Here is a 24943-nt window from a genome sequence, read left to right as displayed (position 1 = left end):
CGGGCACGGTGCCCATCATCGGAACCCCGCAGGAGTTCCACGAGGAAGACCTCTTCGTAGACCTGCGGCAGTTGTACGGATGGCCGCTCTATCTGAAGTGCGAGGCCTTCAACTTCGCCGGCTCGGTGAAGCTCAAGGCAGCCGCCTCCATGATCGACGCGGCCGAGCGCAGCGGCACGCTGGGACCGGACTCCGTTCTGGTGGAGTCCTCGTCGGGCAATCTGGGCCTGGCGCTGAGCATGATCGCCGCGGCCAAGGGATACCGCTTCATCTGCGTCGTGGACGCCCGCACGAACCTGACGACCCGCCAGGCCATCGAGTCGCTCGGCGGTGAGGTGCACGTCATCACCGAGGCCACCGGCGCGGGCGGCTTCCTGGGCGCCCGGCTGGACCACGTACGGGCGCTGTGCTCCGAGGACGAGCGGGTGCTGTGGCTCAACCAGCACGCCAACGCCAACAACTGGATGGCGCACTACCGCACCACCGCTCCCGCCATCGAGAAGCAGTTCCCCGGCCTCGACCTGCTCTTCGTCGGCGCCGGCACCACCGGCACGCTGATGGGCTGCGCCCGCTACTTCAAGGACCGCCCCGGCTCGCGGGTGACGGTCGTGGGCGTCGACAGCGTCGGCTCGGTCACCTTCGGCGGGCCTCCCGGCCCCCGCATGATCCCCGGCCTCGGCGCCGGCGTGCGGCCGGCCCTCTTCGACGAGTCCTACGTCGACGACATGGTGCTGGTGCCGGAGATCGACACCATCCGCACCTGCCACCAGCTGGCGCGCAGCGGATTCCTCTTCGGCGGTTCGACCGGGACGGTCGTCAACGGCGCGATGCGCTGGCTCGCCGAGCACCGGCCCGGGGAGGACGTCACCGCCGTGGCCATCTCCCCCGACCTCGGTGATCGCTACCTGGACACGATCTACCAGAGCAACTGGGTCCAGGACATCTACGGCCTCGACGAGTTCGGCCTGGGGACCGGGCCGACCCCCGCCACTTCTGGAGTGAATCAACGATGAGCGAGTCGTTCAGCCACGAACTGCCGCTCTCGCTCGCGCAGCGGGAGATGTGGTACGCCCAGCAGCTCGACCCCGGCAACCCGGTCTTCACCATGGCCGACCACCTGGACCTGCACGGCCCCTTCGACCCGGCCCGCTTCGCCGCGGCCTGGCACGGGCTGCTCGCCGAGACCGACGCCCTGCGCGCGGTGTTCACCGAGCGGGACGGCGAAGCCGTGCAGACGATCCGGGAGTTCACCCGGGAGGTCCACGAGGGCGCCCCGCACCGGGCCGACCCCGCCGGCCCGCCGGCCACGCCCGGCGTCGCGGTGCGCGACCTGCGCGCCGAGGCCGACCCGGACGCCGTCTCGCGCCGGCTGATGGAGGAGGACCTGGCGCTGCCGTCCTCGCTGGCGGACGGCGCCGTGCGGTGGCAGCTGCACCGGCTCGCCGACGACCACCACCGGTTCTACGTGTCGGCCAACCACATCCTGCTGGACGGCTTCAGCCGCACCCCGTTCTACCGGCGGTTCGCGGAGCTGTACGCCGGGGCGGGCGACGGGACGCCTCTGCCGCCGCTGCGGGTCCTCGTCGAGGACGAACAGGCCTATCTCGACTCCGCGAAGCACGAGCGGGACGCCCGGTTCTGGGCCGGCCGGTTCGCGGAGACCCCCGAGCCGACCCGGCTCTCCGCGCGGCGCCCGCTGCGGTCACGGCACACGCTGAGGTGGAATTCCCCCGTTCCCGCGGCGACCGTGGCCCGGCTGGAGCGGGTCGCCTGGGAGAGCCGGGTCACCCTCCCCGCCGCGCTGGTCGCGGCCACCGCCTCTTACCTGGCCCGGGTCACCGGCGGCAGCCGGGTGCTGCTGACGCTGCCCGTGCCGGCCAGGACCACGCCGGTGGCCCGCACCGTCGCCGGGATGCGCGCCAACTTCCTGCCGCTGCCGCTGGACGTCACGCCCGCGCTGACCCGCGACGGCCTGCTGGAACTCACCGCGGCCGAACTGCGCACCACCCTGCGCCACCAGGGCTACCGCGGCGACCGGCTGCGCCGCGAGCTGGGTCTGGCCGGGGACGCGGAGCTGTCGTACGGGCCGACCGTCAACGTGCTGGAGTCGGGGGCCGATCTGGTCTTCGGCGAGTGCACCGGCCGGCTGCACAACCTGTCCACCGGACCCGTGCCGGGACTCCAGCTCATCTACCTGGACGCGCCGGACGGCCGCTGGACGCTGCGGCTGGACGCCAACCCGGGCCTGTTCACCGACGCGGAACTCGCCGCGCACGGCGAGCGGCTCCTCGGCCACCTGGAGGGCTTCGCGCTCGCCCCGGCCACCCTGCCGCTCGGCCGGCTCGACGTCACCCTGCCCGCCGAACGGCAGGTCGTCCTGGAGGACTGGAACGCCACCGCCCGCACCGGCGGCTTCACCGACGTGGTGGAGCGGGTGCGCGAACTGGCCGCCGCAGCCCCGGACGCGGTCGCCGTCGACGACGGCACCGAGCGGCTGACGTACGCCGAACTGTGCGCGCGCGCCGACCGGGTGAGCCTGCGGCTGGCCGGCGCCGGGGTGGCCACCGGGTCGCTGGTGGCGCTGGCCGCCGATCCCGGCACGCAGTTCGTGGCCGCCGTCCTCGGGGTGCTCGCCACCGGCGCCGCCTGGATCCCGCTCGACGTGCACGCACCCGTCGCGCGGGGCGCGGCCCTGCTCGCCGACAGCGGCGCGGACGCCCTGCTGTTCAGCCCCGCCCGCGAGGGATACGCCCACCAGCTGCTGGCGGCCGGCGACCACTGGCCCAAGATCGTCGAACTCCGGGAGGACGGCGCGGACGACGCCCGGGTGCCCGCTCCCGCGACCGCCGGCGCGGACGACGACCTGGCCTACGTGATCTTCACCTCCGGTTCCACCGGCCGGCCCAAGGGCGCCATGGTGCACCGGGCCGGCATGGTCAACCACCTGCTCGCCAAGGTGGAGGACCTCGCCCTGACGGCCGACGACGTGCTGGTGCACAACGCGCCCGTCACCTTCGACATCTCCGTGTGGCAGATGCTCGCCGCGCTCGTGGCGGGCGGCCGCACCCGGGTCGTGCCGCGCTCGCTGGCCGCCGACCCGCAGGGCCTGTTCGCGCTGGTCGACGAGGAGGACGTCACCGTCCTGGAGGTCGTGCCCTCGCTGCTGCGGGCGGCCGTCGACGACTGGGACAGCGGCGCCGCCCGGCCCGGGCTGGCCTCCCTGCGCCACCTCGTCGTCACCGGCGAGGCCCTGCCCGCCGACCTGTGCCGCCGCTGGTTCGCCCACTTCCCCGGCGTGCCGCTGGTCAACGCCTACGGCCCCACCGAGGCCTCCGACGACGTCACCCACGCCTTCATCCGCTCCGAGGCCGACCTCGGGGACCTCCACACCCCGATCGGCTCCGCGATCCGCAACACCCGCCTGTACGTCCTCGGCGACGGCCTGCGCCCCGTGCCCGTGGGCGCGCCGGGCGAGCTGTACGTCGGCGGCGTCGGCGTGGGCCGCGGCTACCTGGACGACCCGCGCCGCACCGCGGCCGTGTTCGTCGCCGACCCCTTCGCCCCCGCGCCCGGCGCCCGCATGTACCGCACCGGCGACCGCGTACGGCACCGCCCGGACGGCCGCCTGGAGTTCCTGGAGCGCGTCGACCACCAGGTCAAGATCCGCGGCCACCGCATCGAACTCGGCGAGGTCGAGGCCGCGCTGCGCGGTGTCACCGGCGTCACCGACGCGGCCGTGGACGTCGCCGTGGACAGCGCCGGCACCACCCGGCTCGCCGCGTTCGTCACCGGGGACGTCGACGTCGCCGAGGTGAAGGCCGAGCTGGCCGGCACCCTGCCCGACTACATGGTCCCGGCCGCGTTCGTGGTCCTGGACCGGCTGCCGCTCACCTCCAACGGCAAGGTCGACCGCAAGGCGCTGCCCGCGCCCGACCTCACCGCCGGACGGACCGGACGCCGCCCCCGCACCCCGCAGGAGCAGGTGCTGTGCGCGGTGTTCGCGGAGGTCCTCGGCGTCGAACAGGTCGGCGTCGACGACGACTTCTTCGAGTTCGGCGGCCACTCGCTGCTGGCGACCCGCGCGATCAGCCGGATCCGGGTGCTGCTCGGCGCCGAACTCCCCGTGCGGGTCCTCTTCGAGGCGCCCACCGTGGCCGCGCTCGCCGGCCGGCTCACCGGGGCCGGGGCGGCGCGTCCCGCGGTCACCGCCCGGCAGCGGCCCGCCGAACTGCCGCTGTCCTTCGCCCAGCGGCGCCTGTGGTTCCTCGACCGGCTCGACGCGGAGGCGGCCGTCGGCTACCACCTGCCGCGCGCCGTGCGCCTGACCGGCGCCCTCGACCGGGAGGCGCTCGCCGCCGCCCTCGGGGACGTCGTCGACCGCCACGAGTCGCTGCGCACGGTCTTCCCGGAGCGCGACGGCCGGCCCGTCCAGGTCGTCCTGGCCGCCGGAAACAGACCGTTCGACCTCCCCGTCACCGAGGTCGACGCCGCAGGCCTCGACGCCCTGCTCGCCGAACGGGCCGTACGCCCCTTCGACCTCGCCACCGACCTGCCGCTGCGGGCCGAACTGTTCACGCTGCGGGAGCAGGAGCGCGAGCACGAGCAGGAACAGGGGCGCGGCCGGGAGCAGGAGCACGTGCTGCTGGTGGTGCTGCACCACATCGCCGGCGACGGCTGGTCGGTGCTGCCGCTCGCCGAGGACCTGCGCGCCGCGTACACCGCACGCCTCGCGGGACACGCCCCCGACCGGGCCCCCCTCGACGTCCAGTACGCCGACTACACGCTGTGGCAGCGGGACCTGCTGGGCGACGCCGCCGAAACCGGCTCGCTCGCCGCCCGCCAGCTCGACTTCTGGCGCGAACAGCTCGCCGGCATCCCCGACGAGCTGGAACTGCCGGCCGACTTCCCGCGCCCGGCCCTGCCCGGCCACCGCGGCGGCCAGGTCGCCTTCCGGCTGGAGAGGGACCTGCACGAGGCGGTCACCGCGCTCGCCCGCGCCACCGGAGCCAGCGTCTTCATGGTGCTCCAGGCCGCGCTCGCCGCCCTGCTGCGCAAGCTCGGCGCCGGCACCGACATCCCGCTCGGCACCCCCGTCGCGGGCCGCACCGACGCGGCACTGGAACGGCAGGTCGGGTTCTTCGTCAACACCCTCGTGCTGCGCACCGACGTCTCCGGCGACCCCACCTTCACCGACCTCGTCGACCGCGTCCGCACCACCGACCTGGCCGCCTACGCCCACCAGGACGTGCCCTTCGAATGGCTCGTCGAGGCCCTCAACCCGGAGCGCTCGCTGGCCCGCCAGCCCCTGTTCCAGGTGCTGCTCGCCCTCCAGAACAACGCGGCGACCGACCTCGCCCTGCCCGGCACCCGCGCCACGACGACCGCCGTCCCCACCGGCACCTCCCGCTTCGACCTGGCCTTCGAACTCACCGAGGAACAGGACGGCGACGGGCGCCCCGCCGGCATCGGCGGCCTGCTGGAGTACAGCGCCGACCTGTTCACCCACGCGAGCGCCGAAGCGGTCGCGGCCCGCCTGGTGAGCTTCCTGCGCGCCCTCACCGAGCGGCCGGACACCGCGCTCAGCGGCTTCGACGTCCTGCTGCCCGCCGAACGCGAGCGGCTGGCCGCCGAGCGCGCCGACGCCGCGGCCACGGCCCCCGAACCCACCACGATCCCGCGCCTGTTCGCCGCCCGCGCCGCCACCGACCCGCACCGCCCGGCGCTCGCCCTGCCCGACGGCACCACCGTCTCCTACGGCGACCTCGCCGACCGGGTGCACCGGCTCGCGCACCTGCTCGTGGAGCGGGGCGTGCGCCCCGGCCAGGTCGTGGCGCTGATGGCGGACCGCTCCGCGCACACCGTCACCGCGGTCCTCGCGGTCCTGGCCGCCGGAGCCGCCTACCTGCCCGTCGACCCGGCCTACCCGGACGAGCGGATCGCGCACCTCCTCGACGACGCCCGCCCGGCCGCGGTGCTGACCACGGCCGCCGTCGCCGGCCGCGTCCCCGCCACGGCCCCCGAGCCGCTCGTGCTGGACGCCGACGCCACCCTCGCCGACCTCGCAGGCCGGCCCACCCGCGCCCCCGGGCACGGCCCCGGGCCCGGCGATCCGGCCTACGTCATCTACACCTCGGGCTCCACCGGCCGCCCCAAGGGCGTCGTCGTCGGGCACGCCTCGGCCACCGCGCTGACCGCGCAGGCCGCCCGGTTCGGGGTGCGCGAGGGCAGCAGGCTGCTCCAGTTCGCCTCGCTCAGCTTCGACGCGGCGGCCTGGGAGGTGCTGACCGCGCTGGTCACCGGCGCCGTCCTGGTCCTCGCCACCGAGGAGCAGCGTGCGCCCGGCGACCCCCTCGCCGCGTACCTGACCGACGCCGGCATCGACGTCGTCTGCCTGCCGCCGGCCGTACTGGCCGCCTGGCCCGAGGACCGGCCGGTGCCGGCCGGGACCACCGTCGTCACCGCGGGGGAGGCCTGCCCGCCCGCCCTGGTGGAGAGGTGGGCCGCGCGCACCACCCTGCTCAACGCCTACGGCCCCACCGAGACGACGGTCTGCGCGACCGTCAGCGAACCGCTCGTCCCCGGCGGCCGGCCGCCCATCGGCACCCCGCTGGCCGGCACGGTCGTGCACGTCCTCGACGACTGCCTGCGGCCCGTCCCGGCCGGGGTGACCGGCGAGCTGTACGTCGGCGGCGCGAGCCTCGCGCACGGCTACCTGGGCCGCCCGGACCTGACCGCCCAGCGGTTCGTCACCGACCCCTGGGGGCCGCCCGGCGCCCGCATGTACCGCACCGGCGACCTGGTGCGCCGCCGCCCCGACGGCACCCTCGACTACGTGGGCCGCGCCGACGACCAGGTCAAACTGCGGGGCTTCCGCATCGAACTGGCCGAGGTGGAGGCCGCGCTGACGGACCACCCGGAGGTGGACCGGGCCGCGGCCGTCGTCCGCGAGGACCGCCCCGGCGACAAGCGCCTGGTCGCCTACGTCGTCCCGGCGGCCGGCGCGACCCCGCTCCCGGCGACCCTGCGCGGCCAGGTGGCGGGACGGCTGCCCGACTACATGGTCCCGGCCGCCGTGGTCACCCTGGACGACCTGCCGCTGACCGTCAACGGCAAGCTCGACCGGCGCGCCCTGCCCGCCCCCGACTACACCGCCGCCACCCACGGCCGGGCCCCGGTCACCGAGCCGGAACGCGCGCTGTGCGCGGTGTTCGGCGAGGTGCTCGGGCTCGACGAGGTCGCCGCGGACGCCGGGTTCTTCGACCTGGGCGGCGACTCCATCAGCTCCATCCAGCTGGTCGGACGGGCCCGCGCGGCGGGCCTGCTGCTCACCGCGCAGGACGTCTTCCTGCACCGCACGCCCGCCGGGCTCGCCGCGGTGGCCCGCCCGGTGACGGAACAGGTCGTGCGCGGCACGGACGACGGCGTCGGCACCTTCGCCCCCACCCCGATCATGCGCTGGCTGCACGCCCAGGCCGGCCCCTGCGACGCCTTCCGCCAGGCGGTCGCCGTCCGCACCCCGGCCGGCGCCACCCGGGCGAGCCTGGCCACCGCCCTGCAGACGGTGATCGACCACCACGACGCCCTGCGGACGCGGCTGCTCGACCAGGACGGCACCTGGACGCTGCAGGTGCGCGAGCCGGGCACGGTCAACGCGCCCTGGCTGCTCGGCCGGGAGAACACGGCCCGGCTGGACGCCCCCGCCCTCGCCGAGGCCGTACGGCGGGCCGCCCTCGCCGACGCCGCGCGCCTGGACCCGCGGGAGGGCACGGTGCTCCGCGCGACCTGGCTCGACGCGGGTCCGGGCCGTCCCGGCCGGCTCGTCCTGACCCTGCACCACCTGGTCTGCGACGGCGTCTCCTGGCGGATCCTGCTGGACGACCTCGAGCGCGCCCACCGGGCCGCCGTCGCGGACACCCCGGCACGGCTGGAACCGGTCGGCACCTCCGTGCGGCACTGGGCCGGCCTGCTCGCCGAGGAGGCCGCCTCCGGACGGCGCGCCGCCGAGGGCGAATCGTGGCGGCGCACGCTGTCCGCCCCCGACCCGCTGCTCGCCGCACGGCCCCTCGACCCGGCGCGGGACACCCACGCCACCGCCCGCACCCTGCGCCGCACCCTCGACACCGAGGCCACCCGGGCGGTCCTCACCGAGGTGCCCGCCGCCTTCCACGCCGAGATCAACGACGTCCTGGTCACCGCCTACGCGCTGGCCGTCGCCGACTGGCGGCGCCGCACCCGCGACGACGCGGGCACGGTGCTGATCGAGATGGAGGGCCACGGCCGCGAGGAGATCGCCGACGGCGTCGACCTCGGCCGCACGGTCGGCTGGTTCACCACCACCTACCCGCTGCGCGTCGACCTCGGCGCGCCGGACTGGGCGGAGGTGTGGGCCGGCGGGCCCTCGGCGGGACGCGTGCTCAAGCAGGTCAAGGAGCAACTGCGGGCCGTGCCCGACCACGGCGTCGGCTTCGGCGTCCTGCGGCGGATCGCCGCCCTGCCGGGCCTGGAGCGCACCCCGCAGCTCGGCTTCAACTACCTGGGCCGGCTGCCCGCCCCGCGCGACGCGGACTGGGCCACCACCGAGGAGTCCGCGCTCGTCGCGGCGGGCGCCGACCCCGGGCTCGCGCTGCCGCACGTGCTCGGTCTCAACGCCCTCACCGAGGACGGGCCGGACGGGCCGCGCCTGACCGCCGTGTGGACCTGGCCGGGCGGACTCCTCGACGAGGCGGACGCCGCCGACGTCGCCGAGGGCTGGTTCCGGGCGCTGCGCGCGCTCGCCGCCCACGCCCAGAACCCCGACGCGGGCGGCCACACGCCCAGCGACGTGGACCTGATCGCCCTGAGCCAGGACGAACTGGACGCATTCGAGAACGAGACGGACGACTGGGGGGCCTCCCTGTGACACGAGGACGATCCAACCTGAGCGACGTCCTGCCGCTCACCCCGCTTCAGGAGGGCCTGCTCTTCCACGCGGTCTCCGGGCGGCGGGAGCTGGACGTCTACACCGTGCAGCTGGTCCTGGACCTGTCCGGGCCGCTGGACGGGGCGCGCCTGAGGGCCGCCGCCGAGCGGTTCCTCGACCGCCACCCGCACCTGCGGGCCGGGTTCCGCTACCGCGACAACGGCGACCCCGTCCAGCTCGTCCCGCGCACCGCCGCCCTGCCCTGGCGGGAGGACCACGCCACCGACGCGGACCGGATCGCGGAGCTGACCGAGGAGGACCGCCTGCGGCCCTTCGACATGGCCCGCCCGCCGCTGCTGCGGTTCCGCCTGATCCGCACCGGCGGGACCACGCACCGCTTCGTGCTGACCGCCCACCAGATCCTCTTCGACGGCTGGTCGATGCCGGTCATCATCGGTGAACTGTTCACCCTCTACGGCGACCCGTCGGCCCCGCTGCCGCCCGTCACCCCGTACAAGACCTACCTCGCCCACCTCGCCCGGCAGGACGCCGCCGGCGCCGAGGCGGCCTGGCGGGAGGCGCTGGACGGGCTCACCGAGGCCACCCTCGTCGCCCCCGGCGGCACGGACGGCTCCCGGCTGCCCGACCACCACGTCCTGGACCTCCCGGCCGGTTTCACCGCCGGACTGACCGCCTGGGCGAAGGAGCGCGGGCTCACCCTCAACACCGTCGTGCAGGGCGCCTGGGCGGCGGTCCTGGGCGCCCTCACCGGCCGCTCCGACGTCGTCTTCGGCTCCACGGTCTCCGGCCGCCCGCCGGAGCTGCCCGGCGTCGAGTCGATGGTCGGCCTGTTCATCAACACCGTCCCGGTGCGGGTGACGCTCGACCCCTACGCGACCCTCCCGGAGATCCTCGGCCGGCTCCAGGAGCGGCAGGCCGCGCTCCTGCCCCACCAGCACCTCGGCGCCGCCCGCATCCAGCGCGCGGTGGGTCTGGGCGAGCTGTACGACACCGTGCTGGTCTTCGAGAACTACCCGCTGGACCCGGCCGCCCTGCGCGACCCGGTCCCCGGCCTCGCCGTGACCGGGCTGGAGGCCAAGGACGCCACGCACTACCCGCTGAGCCTCATGGCGGTCCCCGGCGAACGGCTACGGCTGACGGTGTCCTACGACCCCGGCAGGTACACCCCCGCCGACGCCGCCCGCGTCGCGGCCCGGCTGGAGCGGGTGCTGCGGAGCGCGGTCGCCGAACCGGCGACGCCGTTCGGCCGCACCGGCGCGCCGCTGCCGGACGAGGACGTGCCGGACCTGCCCGTGCCGTCCGGCCGGGACGCCTTCGCGGACGTCGTGGCCCGGGTGCGCGAGCTGTCCGCGGCCCGGCCCGACGCCGAGGCCGTCGCCGACGACCACGGCGGCCTCACCTACGCCGGGCTGGCCGGACGGGCCGGCGGCGTCGCCGCCCGCCTCGGCGGCGCCGGCGTCGGCCCCGGCTCCCTGGTCGGCGTCCTCGCCGGCCCCGGCCGCGACTTCGTCGCCTCCGTCCTCGGCACTCTCGCCGCGGGCGCCGCCTGGGTCCCCCTCGACGTGCACGCCCCGACGGCCCGCAGCGCCGCCCTCGTCCGGGACGCGGGCGTACGGCACCTGCTGGTCGACGGGGAGCACGAGGCGGCGGCCCGCGAGGTGCTGGCCGCCGCCGGGGCGGACCTGCCCGTCACCTCCGTCGCCGGCCTGCCGGCCGCCCCGCTGCCCGAGGCCCCCGGCGGCCCCCTCGACCTGGCCTACGTCATCTTCACCTCCGGCTCCACCGGCCGGCCCAAGGGCGCCATGGTGCACCGCGACGGCATGGTCAACCACCTGCTGGCCAAGGTGGCCGACCTCGGCCTCGACGAGGACACCGTGCTGGTGCACAACGCGCCGGTGACCTTCGACATCTCCGTGTGGCAGATGCTGGCCGCCCTGGTCGCCGGCGGCCGGCTGCGGGTCGTGGCACGGTCCACCGCCGCCGACCCGCAGGCCCTGTTCGGGCTCGCGGACGCCGAGGCGGTCACCACCCTGGAGGTCGTGCCCTCGCTGCTGCGGGCCGCGCTCGACGCCTGGGACGCGGGCGCCCGCCCGCCGGCCCTGACCGCGCTGCACCACCTCGTCGTCACCGGCGAGGCCCTGCCCGCCGACCTGTGCCGCCGCTGGCTCGCCCGCTTCCCCGGCATCCCGCTGGTCAACGCCTACGGGCCCACCGAGTGCTCCGACGACGTCACCCACGCCACGATCACCGACCCCGCGGCCCTCGGCGACGTACGGGCGCCCATCGGGCGGGCCGTGCGCGAGACCGGACTGTACGTCCTCGACGACGCGCTGCGGCCGGTGCCGGCCGGAGTGCCGGGAGAGCTGTACGTCGGCGGGCGCGGGGTCGGGCGCGGCTACCTGGACGACGCCGGGCGCACCGGCGCCGTGTTCGTGGCCGACCCGTTCGCGGGGACGCCCGGCGCCCGCATGTACCGCACCGGCGACCGGGTGGTGCGCCGCGCGGACGGGCAGCTGGAGTTCCTGGAGCGGCGCGACCACCAGGTCAAGGTGCGCGGCCACCGCGTGGAACCCGGCGAGATCGAGGCCGTCCTGCGCACCCTGCCCGGCGTCGCGGACGCCGTGGTCACCGTGTTCGGCGGGACGGGCACCGCCCGCCTCGCCGCCCATCTCGCCGGCACCGCGGACCCCGCGCGCGTCAAGCGCGAACTGGCCGCGCTGCTGCCCGAGTACATGGTGCCGTCCGCGTTCGTCGTGCTGCCCGCGCTGCCGCTGACCCCGAACGGAAAGGTGGACCGCAAGGCCCTGCCCGCCCCGGACCTCGCCGGCCCCGGCACCCGTGAGCCGCGCACCCCGCAGGAGACGGCGCTCTGCCAGGCCTTCGCCGACGTCCTCGGCGTCGGACGGGTCGGCGCCGACGACGACTTCTTCGACCTGGGCGGCCACTCCCTGCTCGCGACCCGCCTGATCAGCCGCGTGCGCGCCCTGCTCGGCGCCGAACTGCCGATGGCGCTGGTCTTCGAGGAGCCCACCCCGGCCCGCCTCGCCGCCGGCCTCCTGCGCACGGCGGGCCCGGCCCGCCCGGCCCTCGCCCCCGCCGCCCGGCCCGCGCGGCCGCCGCTGTCGTACGCCCAGCGGCGGATGTGGGTGCTCGACCGGATGGAGGGCACGGCCGGCGCCTACCACCTGCCGTGGACGCTGCGGCTGACCGGGCCGCTGGACCGGGAGGCCCTGCGGGCGGCCCTGAACGACGTCGTCGCCCGGCACGAGGCGCTGCGGACCGTCTTCCCGGAGGCCGACGGGGAGCCCTGGCAGCGGGTCCTGGAGACGGCCGACGTGCCCCTGGAGGCCGTCGGGGACCTTGCGGAGTTCGTCGCCCGCGGCTTCGACCTGGCCCGCGGACTCCCGCTGCGCGCGGGCCTGTCGACGGTCCGGGACGAGGAACACCTGCTGACCGTCGTCATCCACCACATCGCCGCCGACGGCTGGTCCAACGCCGTCCTCGCCCGCGATCTCGGCACCGCCTACCGGGCCCGGCTCGGCGGCGCGGCACCGCGGTTCACGCCGCTGCCCGCGCAGTACCCGGACTACGCGCTGTGGCAGCGCGAGCTGCTCGGCGCCGACGACGACCCGGGCAGCCTCGCCCACGAGCAACTCGCCTACTGGCGCAAGGCCCTGGACGGGCTCCCGGACGAACTCCAGCTGCCCGCCGACCGGCCCCGGCCCGCGGTCGCCTCCTACCGGGGCGCCACCGTCGACTTCACCGTGCCCGCCGCGACCCACCGCCGGGCGGCCGCCCTCGCCGCACGCTCGGGCGCCAGCCTCTTCATGGTCCTCCAGGCCGCCCTCGCCGCCCTCCACACCAAGCTGGGCGCCGGTGCGGACATCCCGCTCGGCACCCCGGTCGCCGGCCGCACCGACGAGGCGCTGGACGACCTGGTCGGGTTCTTCGTCAACACCCTCGTGCTGCGCACTGACGTCTCCGGCGACCCCACCTTCACCGACCTCGTCGACCGCGTCCGCACCACCGACCTGGCCGCCTACGCCCACCAGGACGTGCCCTTCGAGAAGCTCGTCGAGGCCCTCGCCCCGACCCGCTCGCTGGCCCGCCACCCCCTCTTCCAGACCCTGCTCGCCCTGCACAACAACACCCGGCCGGGCCTCGAACTCCCGGGACTGGAAGTCGAGTTCGGTGCGGCCGCCACCGGCGGGGCCCGCTTCGACCTCGCCTTCGACCTGGCCGAGGAACAGGACGCCGCGGGCGCGCCCGCCGGGCTCGCCGGACGGCTGGAGTTCAGCGCCGACCTGTTCACCGAGGACACCGCCCGACGTCTCGCCGACCGTTTCGTCCACCTCCTCGACACCCTCACCGACGCCCCCGGCCGGCCCCTGAGCGAGGTCAGCGCCCTGCTGCCCGGCGAACGCGAGAGCCTCCTGCGGCACGAGAGCGCGGCACCCGCCCACCCCTGGGACGGGCCGCCGCACCAGTGGTTCGCCCGGCGGGCCGCCGCCCACCCCGACCGCACCGCCCTCGTCTTCGAGGGCAGCGCCCTGACCTACCGCGAGCTGGACGAACGGGCCGGGCACCTGGCCCGCGCCCTGCGCGCCCGGGGCGCCGGACCCGGCACCCTGGTCGCCCTCGCCCTGCGCCGCTCGGCCGACCTGGTGGTGGCCGTCCTCGCCGTGCACCGGGCGGGCGCCGCCTACCTGCCGATCGACCCGTCCTACCCGGCCGAACGCATCGGGTACGTCGTCGAGGACGCGGCACCGGTCCTCGCCCTCACCACCGGCGACGTGGCCGGCGCCCTGCCCGCCCTGGACGCCGTACCGCGCCTGCTCCTGGACGAACCCGTGCCCGCGGCGCCGGAGTTCACCGGCGGTCCGGCACCCGCCGACGCCGCCTACACCATCTACACCTCCGGCTCCACCGGCCGGCCCAAGGGCGTGGTGATCTCCTTCGCCTCGTTCGCCAACTTCCTCGCCGACCTGCGCGCCCGGCTGGAACTGGGGGAGGCGGACCGGTTCGTCGCGGTCACCACCTTCGGCTTCGACATCGCCAACCTGGAACTGTTCGGACCGCTCGTCTCCGGCGCCCGCCTGGTCCTCGCCGGACACGACACCGTCCGCGACCCCGACGCCCTCGCCGCCCTCGTGACCGGCTCCGGCGCCACCGTCATGCAGGCCACGCCCACCCTGTGGCACGCCCTGGTCGCCGAACACCCGCACGCCCTCGCGGGCCTGCACGCCCTGACCGGCGGTGAGGCGATCGGCCCGGACCTCGCCGCCCGGCTGGCCGCCGCCACCCGGAAGCTGACCAACCTGTACGGCCCGACGGAGACCACGATCTGGTCCACCGCCACCGAACTCGACGGCACCGGGACCCCGTCCATCGGCCGCCCCCTCGGCGGCAACCGCACCTACGTCCTCGGCCCCGACCTGCGGCCCGTGCCGACCGGTTCCACCGGCGAGCTGTACATCGGCGGCGTGGGCCTGGCCCGCGGCTACCACGGCCGTCCCGGCCTCACCGCCGAACGCTTCGTCGCCGACCCCCACGCGTCCGGACCGGGCGCCCGCATGTACCGCACCGGCGACCTGGTCCGGCAGCGGTCCGACGGCACGATCGACTACCTGGGCCGGATCGACCACCAGGTCAAGGTGCGCGGCTTCCGCATCGAACTCGGCGAGATCGAGGCCGCGCTGACCGACCACCCCGACGTGACACAGGCGGCGGTGGTGGTGCGCGAGGACCGGCTCACCGGATACGTCGTCACGGCGGACGGCACCGAACCGGCCGGCCTGCGCGCCCACCTGGCCCGCCGGCTGCCCGACCACATGGTCCCGGCCGGCCTGGTCGTCCTGGGAGAGCTCCCGCTCACCCCCAACGGCAAGGTGGACCGCGCCCGGCTGCCCGCCCCCGAGGCCTCGGCCCCGACGGCCGGACGTGCCCCGGCGGGGCCGCGGGAGGAGCTGCTGTGCCGCCTGTTCGCCGAGACCCTCGGGACCGGCGCCGAGCGGGTGGGCGCCGACGACGACTTCTTCGCCCTCGGCGGCGACTCCGTCCGCTCCATCCGGCTGGTGGGCCGGGCGAAGGCGGCCGGGGTCCGGATCACGCCGGCCGACGTGTTCGTGCACCGGACGGCGGCGGCGCTGGCCGCGCTGGACGCCGGGGCCGCCGGCGGTCCCGGAGCCCCCGGTGCCTCGGTGGCGGAGCCGGAGAGCCAGGAGGACGCCGCCTTCGCGCCCGTCCTGCCGATCCGCCCGCACGGCAGCCGGCCGCCCCTGTTCTGCGTGCACGGCGGGGTCGGGCTCGGCTGGCCCTTCCTGTCGCTGGCCGCGCACCTCCCGGACACCCCCGTGCACGCCTTCCAGGCCGGCGGGATCCAGGACGACGCCCCGCAGCCGGAATCCGTCACGGAAATGGCCGCGCAATACGTCGGGAGAATGGTGGAAATTCAGCCGGACGGCCCGTATCATATTCTCGGCTGGTCGTTCGGCGGACTGGTCGCCCACGAAATGGCGTGCCAGCTCGTGGAATCCGGGAAGAAGGTCGCCCTGCTGGCGAACCTCGACGGTTTCCCGGCGGGGGCGGCCGACGCGGCGGGGACGCCGGCGGACGGCGTTCCCGGCGGTGCCCCGCAGAGCGACGAACTGCTGAGCGACGAACTGCGCGCCAGGCTCGGCGCCGCGGGCGACGCGCTGGCGGAGCTGACCGACGGCCAGTACACCCGCCTGCTGCGGGTCATCCGGGCGCTCGACGCACTCGCCGTCGCCCACCGTCCCCGCCTCCACCAGGGCGACCTGCACTTCTTCGCGGCGACGCGAGGAGACACGCACGCCACCGGCGAGTCCGTCTGGGCCCCCCACACCGCCGGCCGGATCGTCCGCCACGAGGTGGACGCCGACCACGACGGAATGCTGGACGCCGCCCCCGCGGCGGCCGTGGCCCGCGTGCTGACCGACCTCATGGAATGACATCCGGGCGATTCCGATGTGAGTTCCAAGGGGTTCCGAGGAATTTCGAGGGGTCCCGAGGAGATCCGATCAATTCCATGAAAACGCCCGCGCGGGATGAGTGCGCCCGCGTCCGGGGAAAAAGAAGGGACACGTCACGGTAATGGGAAATCCGTTTGACGACGAGACCGGGACATTCCATGTGCTGGTCAACGAGGAAGGCCAGCACTGCCTGTGGCCGGCCTTCGCGCAGATACCCGACGGCTGGCAGGCCGTCCTGTCCGACGCCGGCCGGGCCGAGGCCCTCGACCACATCGAGCGGAACTGGACCGACCTGCGGCCCAGGAGCCTCGCCCGGGCGAGCTGACCCGACCGCGGCACCACCGCCCACCCCTCACCACGCACCACGCACCGCGCCACCGTCCAGGAAAGGAACCGACACCATGAGTGCCATCACCATCGACGCGACCGTCGAGGCCCAGGTCAGGGAGATCATCGCCGACGCCCTCGAACTGGAGGAGGAGCTGACCTCCACCGGCCTGTTCGTCGACGACTACGGCGCCGACTCCCTCGCCGCGATCGAGCTGCTGTCCACGCTGGAGAAGACCTTCGGCGTGACGATCGAGCAGGACGAACTGCCCAAGATGGTCAACCTCGAGGCCGTCCTCGAGGTGCTGTCCCGGGCCGCGGCGCGATGACCGCCCGGCGTGTGGTGCTGACCGGGATCGGGGTCCTGTCCAGCATCGGCAACGGCGTCACCGAGTTCACCCGCGGCCTGCGCGAGGGCCGGTGCGGGGCGGGCCCCATCACCCGCTTCGACAGCACCGGCTTCCGCCGGCAGCTCGCCCACGAGGTGCAGGGCTTCACCCCGTCCGCATGGGTCCGCCACACGCCGGCCGAACAGCTCGGCCGCGCCACGCAGTTCTCCGTCGCCGCCGCCCGCATGGCGGTGAGCGACGCCGGGCTCGACCCGGCGGACCTGCGGGGCGGGCCGGGCCTGGTCACCGTCGGCACCACCGACGGCGAGGCCGACGCCCTCGACCGGCTCGTCGAGGCCCAGGCGAACGGCACCGACCCGGCCGGGCTCGACCCGGTCGGCGTCGGCCGGCTCGCCGCCCACCGGCTCGCCCTCGCGGTCGTCAAGGAGCTGCGGCTGCCGCGCGCGGTGCCCTCCGTGCTCGGCACCGCCTGCGCCGCCGGCAACTACGCCGTCGGCGACGGGTACGACGCCGTGCGCTCCGGCGAGGCCGAGTGGGCGCTCGTCGGCGGGGCGGACGCCCTGACCCGGCGGACCTTCGCCGGATTCCACCGGCTCGGCCTGGTCGCCTCCGACCGCTGCCGGCCCTTCGACGCCGACCGGGAGGGACTGCTCACCGCCGAGGGCGCGGGCATCCTCCTCCTGGAGAGCCTCGACTCCGCCCGCGCCCGCGGCGCCCGCGTCTACGCCGAACTCCTCGGCTACGGACTCAACTGCGACGCCCACCACCCCACCGCCCCCAACATGGACAGCGTCGCCCAGGTCATGCGGCTCGCGCTGGCCGACGCGGGCGTCAAACCCGAGGAGGTCGACCTCGTCTCGGCGCACGGCACCGGCACCCCCACCAACGACGTCACCGAGATCCGGGCCGTCCGCCAGGTGTTCGGGGACCGCCCGCCGCGCACCGTCGCCCTGAAGTCGATGCTCGGCCACTCCATGGGCGCCGCCAGCGCCCTCGGTGCCGCCGCCTCGGCGCTCGCGCTGACCCACGGCTTCATCCCGCCGACCGTCAACCACCGCTCCACCGACCCCGAGTGCGCCGTCGACTGCGTGCCCAACCACGCTGTCGACGCCGACCTCAGGGTCGTCGTCAACAACGGCCTGGCGTTCGGCGGCAACAACGCCGCCGTCGTCCTCGGCAGACACCAGGAGAGCTGATCATGACGACCGTCGCGGTCCCCACGGACCGCCACTACATCACCGCCTGGTCGGCCGTCTCGCCCTACGGCGTGACGAGCGCCGACTACGCGCGGGGCATCGTCACCGAAGCCCCCGGAGGCAGCCGGGCCGTGCCCGTCCCCGCCGGACACGCCGCCGGGGAGGCCTGCCTGGTCCCCGGGTTCGAGGTGCGCGAGGTCCTCGGCCGGGCCGGCACCCGCACCATGGACCGGGCCACCGGCCTCGCCGTCACCGCCGTACGGGAACTCTTCGACGAGGCATCCCGCGAGCAGCGGCCGGTCCCGGTCGGCACCGGCACCGCGCTCGTCCTCGGCACCACCCTCGGCAGCGCGCAGAGCCAGCACGACTTCGCGCTGGCCTCCTTCACCGGGGACAAGCCGTACGACGTGCCCGCCCAGTTCATGCCGAACGTGCTGATGAACTGCCCCGCCGCCGCCAGCGCCATCCGGTTCGGCCTCAAGGGACCCAACACCACCCTCGCCGGCGGCCGCCCCACCGGGCTCATCGCCCTCGGCTACGCCCGCCGCCTCCTCGCGGCCGGCCGCGCCGAACGGGTCCTGGTCGGCGCCGTCGAGGAGTACTCGCCCTCGCGCTCCTGGATCGAGCACCACACCCGGGGCTCCGACGAGACACCCGGCCCGCTCGGCGAGGGCTGCGCCCTCCTCCTGGTCGAACCCGGCAACGCCATGGCGGCCGGCCGCACCGCGCTGGCCGAACTCCTCGCCGTGGACGCCCGCGTGGACGTCGACGACGAGCTCGCCAGCACGACCGAGGCCTGCGTCCGGGACGCCCTCGCCGCCGCCGGCGTCGAGCCGTCCGAGGTGTGGGCGGCCGTCGGCGGCGGACTCACCGGACGGGCCGGGCACGTCGAGACCGCCCTGCTGCGACGGCTGTTCGGCGCCGACGCCGCGACCCGCGTCGACGTCCACGACCGCATCGGCGACACCGCGGGCGCCTCCACCGTCTTCCAGTTCGCCGCGCTCCTCGCCAGCGCCCGCCGCACGCCCGGGGCCCACGGCAGACCGGCCGTGATCACCTCGGTCGACCGCGACGGCTCGGTCGCCTGCGCGGTGGTACGGCTCCTCGGGGAGGCGCCGTGAGCACGCGCGACGCCCCCGCGGGGGGCCGTGGGGGAAGCCGCGCCGGGGCGGACGTCCGCAGCGCTGCCGGGACCGCCGCGGGGAGTGGCGCCGGGAACGCCGTCGGGACCGCCCTGATCAGCGGAGGGTCCCGCGGCATCGGGCGGGCCACCGCCCTGCGGCTCGCCCGGGACGGATACGACATCAGCTTCGCCTACCGCTCCGACGAGGAGGCCGCGAGCAGCCTTCGCAAGGAACTCGACGAACTGGGCGTGCGCTCGCTCGCGCAGCGGCTCGACGTCGCCGACGCACCGGCCGTACGGGACTGGGTCGCCCGCACCGAGAACGACCTCGGGCCCGTCACCGTCGCCGTCGCCTCCGCCGGCATCACCCGCGACCGCCCCCTGCTGCTGATGTCCGATCAGGACTGGCAGGACGTCCTCGACACCAACCTCGACGGCACCGCCCACCTCTGCCGGGCCGCCCTCTTCCCCATGGTGAAGCGGAAGTCCGGCGTCATCATCACCCTGTCCAGCGTCTCCGGCGCCGGCAACCCCGGCCAGGGCAACTACTCGGCGTCCAAGGCCGGGATCATCGGCCTGACCTGCGCCCTCGCCAAGGAGGCCGCCCGCTTCGGCATCCGCGTCAACGCCGTCGCCCCCGGCATGATCGAGACCGACATGACCGCCGGGGCCTTCACCGAGGAACAGCGCGCCCGCACCCTCGCCGCCGTACCGCTCGGCCGCTTCGGCACCGCCGAGGAAGTCGCCGAGTCCATCGCCTTCCTCGCCTCCGACAAGGCCTCGTACATCACCGGCGCCGTGCTCCGGATCGACGGCGGGATCGTCGTGTGACCGGCCGCTCCACCGACCTCACCCCACCACACCGCACTGGGAGTAGACCTGCCATGACCGCGCCCGTCGACCTCACGCCCAAGGCCACCGCCAACCACACCCCGCTCGTCGACACCCGGCTGCTGACCGCCGACGACGACGGCGCCCGCGCCACCCACCGCGTCTACGAGCACCTCATCGGCATGTGGGCGCCCGGTGTCATCGAAGCCGCCCAGGACCTCGGCGTCTTCGCCACCCTCACCGGCGGCCCCGCCACCGCGGCCGGCCTCGCCGAGACCCTCGGCACCGACCTGCGCGCCACCCGCGTCCTGCTGGACGGACTGCACGCCTACGACATCGTCGGGCGCGAGCGCGGCGGCGACGGCCAGGCCGTCTACACCCTGCCCGCCGCCCTGCACGGGGTGTTCGCGCCCGACGGGCTCTACAGCCTCGCCGGGAAGATCACCCACGACCGCAACGTCGCATGGCACGCCTGGCGCCACCTCGCCGAGAACGTCCGCAACGGGGCGCGCGGCGAGCACGGCGGGCAGCAGGTCAACCAGATATCCGAGGAGGACTACACCTCCCTCGCCCGCGGCATCAACTTCTGGGCCCCGCCCGTCGTCTCCGTCCTCGCCGAGGCGCTGCGCGAGCGGGGCTGGGGGGACGACACCGAGGCCGCCCTCCTCGACGTCGGCTGCGGCACCGGCATCTACAGCCACCTGCTGCTCCAGGAGTTCCCGCAGCTGACCGCGCGCGGACTGGACGCGCCGCGGATCACCGCGATCGCCGCCGAGCAGGCGGGGCGGCTCGGCGTCGGCGACCGGTTCTCGCCGCTGACGGCGGACTTCTGGAACGACGACTGGGGCAACGGGACGGACCTCGCGCTGTTCGTCAACATCTTCCACCTCCAGACGCCGGAGTCGGCCCATGAGCTGCTCCTCAAGACCGTCAAGGGGCTCGAGGAAGGCGGGCTCATCGCGATCGTCGACCACATCGTGGACGAGGAGGCCGGCTCGGCGAACGTCCAGAACCGCTTCTTCCGGCTGTTCGCGGCGTCGATGCTGGCCACGGGGGGCGGGGACGCGTACACCGTGCACGACTACGACCAGTGGCTCGCGGACGCCGGGCTGCGACGGGTCGCTCTGCTGGACACGCCGATGCACCGGGTGCTGCTGGCGGGGCGGTAGGCCGTCCGGGGGGCGGTGACCGACGCGGGGCCGCGCCCCGGTCCCCGGTCCCCGCCCACCCGCCCGACGCGGTGGGCCGAGACGCCCCGCCGCGGGGCTCCGCCCCGGACCCCGGCGGGGACTCCGTCCCCTGCGCCCCTCCACCACTCCTCGGCAGCCGCACCCCTTCCCACCCCTCGGCACCCGCCTCCCCACCTCCACCACCCTCTCCTCCCCCCCCCCCGCCCGGCACCCTCGGCACCCTCGCCCCCTTCACCCCCCGCCCCCTCCACCCCCCGCCCCCTGCTCCACCCACCCACCCCACTCACCCAGGAGCAACCCACCCATGACGCGTCATCTCTTCACCTCCGAATCCGTCACCGAGGGGCATCCCGACAAGATCGCCGACCGGATCAGTGACGCCGTTCTCGACGCCCATCTCGCCCAGGACCCCTCGGCGCGGGTCGCCGTGGAGACCCTCATCACCACCGGGCAGGTGCATCTCGCGGGGGAGGTCTCCTCCACCGCCTGCTTCGACGTGGCCTCGCTCGTGCGGCGGGAGATCCTGGACATCGGGTACGACCACTCCGTCAAGGGGTTCGACGGGGCCACCTGCGGTGTCTCCGTGTCCCTGGGGCAGCAGTCGCCGGACATCGCGCGGGGGGTGGACGCCGACGACGTCGCCGGTGACCCGCTGGACGCGCAGGGGGCCGGGGACCAGGGGCTGATGTTCGGGTACGCCTGCCGGGACACCCCGGAGCTGATGCCGTTGCCGGTGTCGCTGGCGCACCGGCTCGCGCAGCGGCTGACGGCCGTGCGCAAGGACGGCACCGTCCCCTACCTGCGGCCCGACGGCAAGACGCAGGTCACCGTCGAGTACCGGGGGAGCCGGCCGGTCCGGCTGGACACGGTGGTGGTGTCCGCGCAGCACGCCGCCGACGTCGACCTGGACACCTTCCTCGCCCCGGACGTCCGGACGCACGTCATCGAGCCCGAGCTGGCCGCCCTGCGCGAGCGCGGCATCGACCTGGACACCGGCGACTTCCGCGTCCTGGTCAACCCCACCGGCCGGTTCGAGATCGGCGGCCCGACCGGCGACGCCGGCCTGACCGGCCGCAAGATCATCGTCGACACCTACGGGGGCATGGCCCGGCACGGCGGCGGCGCCTTCTCGGGGAAGGACCCCTCCAAGGTGGACCGGTCGGCGGCGTACGCGATGCGCTGGGTCGCGAAGAACGTCGTCGCCTCCGGGCTCGCCGACCGCTGCGAGCTCCAGGTCGCCTACGCGATCGGCAAGGCCGAGCCGGTCGGCCTGTTCGTCGAGACGTTCGGCACCGCCCGGGTCGCCGTCGACCGCATCAAGGACGCCGTCGCCGAGGTCTTCGACCTGCGCCCGGCGGCCATCATCCGCGATCTCGACCTGCTGCGCCCCGTCTACACGCAGACCGCCGCCTACGGCCACTTCGGGCGCGAACTGCCCGACTTCACCTGGGAGCGCACCGACCGCGCCGACAAGCTCCGCGCCGCGGCGGGCCTGGGCTGAGGGGAGGAGCCGGCCGTGCCCACCGACCAGCCCGCGCTGCCGTTGCCCGCCGGGCTCCCCGCGCCCCGTCTCGAGGTCACCCACGGCGAACCCGACATGACCGAACTCGCCGCCCTGACCCTCGTCCTGTACGCCTTCACCCAGTCCCGCCCCGAGTCCACGGAGGCCACCCGCTCGGTCGCCGAGTGGTGGCGCCGGCGTCCCGGTGAGTACCGGACCGCCGGTTCCTGGCGGGACCGGGGATGATCCCCTGCCTCCCCCGCGTGACACGCCCCCGCACGGCGTGCCGCCACGCGGTGAGCCCGCCGCCGTCCGGGAACGCCCCGGACGGCGGCGGGCTCCTCGTGCGGGGCCGGTCCCCCTCACGGCAGCAGCCCGTACGCGGCGCCCAGGCCGACCACGACCGTCGCCGCCAGGGCGTGGCAGGTGTAGGTGATCCGGCCGGCCACCGGCCACCAGCCCCGGCGCCAGGCCAGCACCGTGCAGACCAGGAGCAGGGCGGTGGCCGCCGCCGCGGCCGCGACCAGGTGGGGGATCAGGGTCAGCAGCGGCGAGTCGCCCACCAGGACGGTCCGGTTGAGGGCGTTGCCGTCGCCGGTGAGCCGGACGAAGCACACGGTGGCCGCGGCCAGCGTCGCGCCGGTGAGCCAGGCCAGCGTCCAGGCGAGCCGGCCGCCGGGCGCCTTGGCCCGGTGACGCCGTACGAACGCCACCACCGGCAGGAGCAGGAGGGCCGCGCCGAGGACCGCGAGGCCGCCCAGCAGGGCCTGCTGGTGCAGGGCCGGCGACTGGTACCAGGCGAGCTTGTCGAAGACCTGGGTCGGGTCGGAGGCCAGGGCCAGCCGGCCGTCGCGGAAGGCGATCCGGTCCTGCCCGGCGCGCTCCTGGAAGACGCCCGGCGCGACCGGCACCCAGTGCTGCTCGCCGACCCGCGGGTCCCGGGCCAGGCCGGTGGTGGCCAGCGTGCCGTCGGTGTCCGCGGTGACGTGCACGGAGGTGGTGAGCGCCGCGACCCGGGTCAGGTCCGAGGTGCTGGTGCGGGTGGTGCGGTAGTAGCCGGCGTAGGGGGAGGCCGCGGCCTCCTCCTGCCGGGTGAGGCGGCCGGAGGCGTCGGCCGGGGGCTTGCCGCCGGCCTCGCCGCGGCCGGCGGCGGCCGAGGGGGCGGCCGCGGCGCCCCTGCCGCCGTCGCCGAGCCGGTCCGCCACCCGGTTCACCAGTTCCTGCCCGGCGTAGGAGGCGCTGCCGTCGACGCCGTCGCCGTTGTAGACGACGTACACGCCGACCCCGGAGGCGGGGAGCAGGGCCAGGTTGCCGTGGAAGCCGGGCAGGTCGCCGTCCTTCACCCACAGCCGCTGCCCGCCCCGCACGCGCTCCTCCAGCAGGTAGCCGATGCCGGGCAGCCGGGGGTCGTTGGCGAACTGGCGGTGCAGCATGGCGCGGGTGGAGGCACGGGTCAGGACGGGGCCGCCGTCGTCGAGCAGGGCGCTCATCAGGCGGCCCATGTCGGCGGCGGTGGTGACGGCGCCCGCCCCGGTCGGCGTCCAGGCGCCGTACTGTCCGTCCTCGGCGCGCTGGCGGCCGCCGTCGGGCCGGTAGCCGAGGGCGAGGGCGCCGGCGGTGCGGGCGTCGGGCCGGGCGAAGGTGGTGCGGGTCATGCCGAGGGGCTCGAGGACGGCGTCGTGGACATAGGTGGCGAAGGGCGTCCCGGTGACCCGCTCGACCAGGTGACCGGCGAGCGCCACACCGTAGTTGTCGTAGCTGGCGACCTCGCCGGGCGGCCGCACCCGCTCGGGCTGGTGCTCGTCGAGGCTCTCGCCGAGGGCGGCCGCCGGCTCGGGCGCGGTGCCGCCGCGGCCCAGGATGCTGGTGTCGAACCCGGCGGTGTGCGTGAGGAGATGACGGACGGTCACGGGGTGGCCGGGGTAGCTGTCCTTGATCTTGAAGTCGGTCAGGTACCGGTTGACGTCGGCGTCCAGGCTCAGCTTGCCCTTCTCCACCTGCTGGAGCACGGCGACCGCCGTGAACAGCTTGGCGTCGGAGGCCATGAAGTAGCCGGTGCGCCGCGGGTCGCTGCGCACGCCCCGCTCGACGTCGGCCAGCCCGTAGCCCTTGGTCAGCGTCCGGCCGCCGCGGTTCACCACGACGACGGAGGCGCCGGGGATGCGGTACTCGGCCAGCTGCTTCGGCACCAGGTCGTCCAGCAGCGCGGACAGGCTCCCGCCCTGCCGTGCGGACGCGGTACCGGCGGCGACACCGGTGGCGCGGCCGGCGCCGGGGCCCGAACGGCCGTCCGCGGCGGCCGGGGTCACCACGCACAGGACGGCGGCCACCACGGCCGCCACCACGATGAGGATTCGCTCTCGGCTCGTCATGCCTTCGATTCCACCCTCCGCGGCCGTCGCGTCCCAGGGCCCTTTGTGGTGTCCGAGGGGTACCCAGGTACACCCCCCGAGAGGGGACAATGGTCCCGTGATCGGCGGCACGTGGCGCACCAGGATGTAACACGTAGGGCG

Annotated in this window: 12 protein-coding genes; 11 read left to right on the top strand and 1 reads right to left on the bottom strand. The window is 75.5% G+C overall.

Features of this window, described 5'->3' with window-relative positions:
- Window positions 1–8 precede the first annotated feature (8 nt).
- The 11 genes from sbnA (at window position 9) to ACZ5FU_RS12925 (ending at window position 22676) form a co-directional block, all read left to right on the top strand.
- Complete coding sequence (sbnA, locus tag ACZ5FU_RS12975; protein ID WP_451525929.1) at window positions 9–1013, top strand: 2,3-diaminopropionate biosynthesis protein SbnA; 1005 nt, start codon at window positions 9–11, stop codon at window positions 1011–1013.
- Entirely contained in the window at window positions 1010–8899 is a 7890-nt protein-coding gene (locus tag ACZ5FU_RS12970) for an amino acid adenylation domain-containing protein (protein WP_469045323.1), read from the top strand. The genes sbnA and ACZ5FU_RS12970 overlap by 4 nt, the downstream gene beginning before the upstream one ends.
- Window positions 8896–15891 (top strand): amino acid adenylation domain-containing protein, encoded by a 6996-nt coding sequence (locus tag ACZ5FU_RS12965; RefSeq protein ID WP_469045322.1) that lies wholly within the window; start codon window positions 8896–8898, stop codon window positions 15889–15891. The genes ACZ5FU_RS12970 and ACZ5FU_RS12965 overlap by 4 nt, the downstream gene beginning before the upstream one ends.
- A gap of 142 nt (window positions 15892–16033) precedes the next feature.
- Window positions 16034–16237 carry an MbtH family protein gene (locus tag ACZ5FU_RS12960; RefSeq protein WP_366057269.1) on the top strand — a complete coding sequence of 68 codons (204 nt, stop codon included), beginning with the start codon at window positions 16034–16036 and terminating at the stop codon, window positions 16235–16237.
- 76 nt (window positions 16238–16313) lie between these two features.
- On the top strand, window positions 16314–16568 hold the full coding sequence (locus ACZ5FU_RS12955) for an acyl carrier protein (RefSeq protein ID WP_451525926.1): 255 nt from the start codon (window positions 16314–16316) through the stop codon (window positions 16566–16568).
- Window positions 16565–17785: a beta-ketoacyl-[acyl-carrier-protein] synthase family protein gene (locus ACZ5FU_RS12950; RefSeq protein WP_451525925.1), complete on the top strand. Its 1221-nt coding sequence runs from the start codon at window positions 16565–16567 to the stop codon at window positions 17783–17785. Before ACZ5FU_RS12955 ends, ACZ5FU_RS12950 begins: the two co-directional genes overlap by 4 nt.
- A 2-nt stretch (window positions 17786–17787) precedes the next feature.
- Window positions 17788–18906, top strand: a complete 1119-nt coding sequence (locus tag ACZ5FU_RS12945) for a beta-ketoacyl synthase N-terminal-like domain-containing protein (RefSeq protein ID WP_451781397.1) — start codon at window positions 17788–17790, stop codon at window positions 18904–18906.
- Window positions 18907–19019: 113 nt separating this feature from the next.
- Entirely contained in the window at window positions 19020–19739 is a 720-nt protein-coding gene (fabG, locus tag ACZ5FU_RS12940; protein WP_451526134.1) for a 3-oxoacyl-ACP reductase FabG, read from the top strand.
- A 53-nt stretch (window positions 19740–19792) separates the two neighbouring features.
- Window positions 19793–20908, top strand: coding sequence for a class I SAM-dependent methyltransferase (locus tag ACZ5FU_RS12935; RefSeq protein WP_451525923.1), 1116 nt, complete (start codon window positions 19793–19795; stop codon window positions 20906–20908).
- A 325-nt stretch (window positions 20909–21233) separates the two neighbouring features.
- Window positions 21234–22430 carry a methionine adenosyltransferase gene (gene metK, locus ACZ5FU_RS12930; protein WP_468834707.1) on the top strand — a complete coding sequence of 399 codons (1197 nt, stop codon included), beginning with the start codon at window positions 21234–21236 and terminating at the stop codon, window positions 22428–22430.
- Between the two features lie 15 nt (window positions 22431–22445).
- Window positions 22446–22676: an acyl-CoA carboxylase subunit epsilon gene (locus tag ACZ5FU_RS12925; RefSeq protein ID WP_451525921.1), complete on the top strand. Its 231-nt coding sequence runs from the start codon at window positions 22446–22448 to the stop codon at window positions 22674–22676.
- Between the two features lie 116 nt (window positions 22677–22792).
- Here ACZ5FU_RS12925 and ACZ5FU_RS12920 read toward each other — a convergent pair whose 3' ends face one another.
- Window positions 22793–24802: a serine hydrolase domain-containing protein gene (locus ACZ5FU_RS12920; RefSeq protein WP_468644560.1), complete on the bottom strand. Its 2010-nt coding sequence runs from the start codon at window positions 24800–24802 to the stop codon at window positions 22793–22795.
- Between the last annotated feature and the right edge of the window lie 141 nt (window positions 24803–24943).

Source organism: Streptomyces sp. NPDC031554 (genome assembly GCF_055580685.1).
This window is presented reverse-complemented; position numbering and strand designations above follow the sequence as displayed.

Coding starts and splice junctions, on each gene's coding strand:
- ACZ5FU_RS12970 (WP_469045323.1), top strand. CDS start 1,010: ATGAGCGAGTCGTTCAGCCACGAACTGCCGCTCTCGCTCGCGCAGCGG.
- ACZ5FU_RS12960 (WP_366057269.1), top strand. CDS start 16,034: ATGGGAAATCCGTTTGACGACGAGACCGGGACATTCCATGTGCTGGTC.
- ACZ5FU_RS12955 (WP_451525926.1), top strand. CDS start 16,314: ATGAGTGCCATCACCATCGACGCGACCGTCGAGGCCCAGGTCAGGGAG.
- ACZ5FU_RS12950 (WP_451525925.1), top strand. CDS start 16,565: ATGACCGCCCGGCGTGTGGTGCTGACCGGGATCGGGGTCCTGTCCAGC.
- ACZ5FU_RS12945 (WP_451781397.1), top strand. CDS start 17,788: ATGACGACCGTCGCGGTCCCCACGGACCGCCACTACATCACCGCCTGG.
- ACZ5FU_RS12935 (WP_451525923.1), top strand. CDS start 19,793: ATGACCGCGCCCGTCGACCTCACGCCCAAGGCCACCGCCAACCACACC.
- metK (WP_468834707.1), top strand. CDS start 21,234: ATGACGCGTCATCTCTTCACCTCCGAATCCGTCACCGAGGGGCATCCC.
- ACZ5FU_RS12920 (WP_468644560.1), bottom strand. CDS start 24,802: ATGACGAGCCGAGAGCGAATCCTCATCGTGGTGGCGGCCGTGGTGGCC.